The organism is Streptomyces chiangmaiensis (assembly GCF_036281785.1).
Lineage (GTDB): Bacteria > Actinomycetota > Actinomycetes > Streptomycetales > Streptomycetaceae > Streptomyces > Streptomyces chiangmaiensis.
Window position 1 is genome coordinate 1 of the sequence record NZ_JAYWVC010000512.1, and the last position, 1,824, is coordinate 1,824.

Here is a 1,824-nt window from a genome sequence, read left to right on the forward strand (position 1 = left end):
AACCGCCTGGTCACCACGCCCACCCCGCTTGACACCCAACGACATGGGGTGTCCCACCAGCACAACTCGTAAGACCACGCGCCACGACCCGGCAGCCCGCAGGCCCCGCCCAGCCCGAATTTTTGGACTTGCGGGTCCATTTTTTGAGGGGCAACCTGGCCGGACCGGCGGGTGGAGCGGCCAGGGAGCCCCGGCACGCCCGCGCCCGGCGGCCACAGCACAGGAAGGGAACGTCCGATGGATCTGCGCTTGACTGGCAAGAAGGCACTGGTCACGGGATCGAGCAGCGGTCTGGGTGAGGCGATCGCGAAGCGCCTGGCGGCTGAAGGCGCCTTTGTGGTCGTCCACGGCCGCAACCAGGCGCGGACCGAGGCGGTCGCCAAGGCGATCGCCGAAGCGGGCGGCGCCGCCGCCCTCGCGATCGGCGATCTGGGGACCGACGCGGGCGCAGACGCGGTGCACGCCGCCGCCACCGCCGGCGGCCCGGTAGACATCCTGGTGAACAACGTCGGCGTCTACGAACCAAGCCGCACCTGGAAGGACACCACGCCGGAGGACTGGGCCGGGCTTTACAACACCAACGTCCTGACCAGCGTGCGCACGATCCAGCGGCTCGTCCCTGCCATGCGCGAGCGCGGCTGGGGCCGGGTGATCCAGATCAGCAGCGTCACCGGTGAGAAGCCGCAGGCGTCCCAGCCCCATTACGCGGCGACGAACGGGGCGCGCAACTCCCTCGCCAAGGCCCTAGCACAGGATCTGAGGAATACCGGGGTCACGTCGAACGCCGTCGCGGCAGGCGGCATCCTCACCGCGGACAGCCTCGAGAGGGTGACGCAGCTGGGCCGGCAGAACGGGTGGGGGCAGACCTGGGAGGAGATCGAGCCGCGCCTGGTCGAGGCGCTGTCGCCGAACGCCATCGGCCGCATCGGACGGCTGGAGGAATACGCCGACTTCGTCGCCTTCCTGGCCAGCCCGCTGGCGGGCTACATCACCGGCGCGACGCTTGCGGTGGACGGCGGCTGGGGCATCTGAGGCGCTGACGCGCCGCCCGGCATACGGCCCCTCCCGGTGTAGACCCGGCTCACCCCCACCAGCCGCTGACACCTCAACAACCAGTATCAGCCGTCAAGTTGACACACCCGATTGCGGGATGCGGTCAGGTGGTTTTGCGAATGGCAATGGCGGCGATGTCGTCGTTGAGGTTGTTGCCGCTGTGCTTGAGCAGGGCGTGGTGGAGGTTGTTCAGGGCCTGCCGGGGTGACGTGGTCAGCTGGTCACGGGCCCAGGTGAGCAGGGGGAAGAATGCTCCGCTTGCGTCGCGGGTTTCGGTGACGCCGTCGGTGTAGAGCAGCAGTTGGTCACCTGCCCGGAAAGCAAATCGCCGGGGAAGGCAGGTGGTGGCGAGCAGACCGCCGAGGTTCAGGGGCGGGGCGGGATCGTCTGTTTCGAGGATGTCGATGCTGCCGCGCCGCCCGAGCAGGGGTGGGGGGTGGCCGCAGCTGAAGATCGTGCCGTGGCTGCCGTGGCGAGGGATTTCCACGAGTACGGCGGTGGCAAAGAGTTCGGCGGGGTCTCCCTGGGCAAGAGCGGCAGCGTCATCGCGCAATAGCGTGGCCTCCAGACGCCCGGCGAGCTGGACGAGGTCGGCGGCCTCGTGGGCTGCTTCCCGGAACGAGCCGAGCAGGGCCGCGGCCACGACAAGGGCGGGCAGCCCGCAGGCCGCGGACATCGCCGATGACCAGGCGGATTCCGTGCCGGGTGTCGGCCAGGGCATAGAAGTCCCCGCCCACTCGTGCGTACGGGGTGGGGGGTGATGGGTTGTTT

Annotated in this window: 2 protein-coding genes; one reads left to right on the top strand and one right to left on the bottom strand. The window is 69.4% G+C overall.

Features of this window, described 5'->3' with window-relative positions; translation table 11 throughout:
• The first annotated feature begins 237 nt into the window (after positions 1 to 237).
• Positions 238 to 1,032, top strand: a complete 795-nt coding sequence (locus VXC91_RS45070; protein ID WP_329513124.1) for an SDR family NAD(P)-dependent oxidoreductase — start codon at positions 238 to 240, stop codon at positions 1,030 to 1,032.
• A gap of 124 nt (positions 1,033 to 1,156) precedes the next feature.
• Here VXC91_RS45070 and VXC91_RS45075 read toward each other — a convergent pair.
• A partial coding sequence (locus VXC91_RS45075; protein ID WP_329513125.1) for a PP2C family protein-serine/threonine phosphatase occupies positions 1,157 to 1,824 on the bottom strand: 668 nt, incomplete at its 5' end.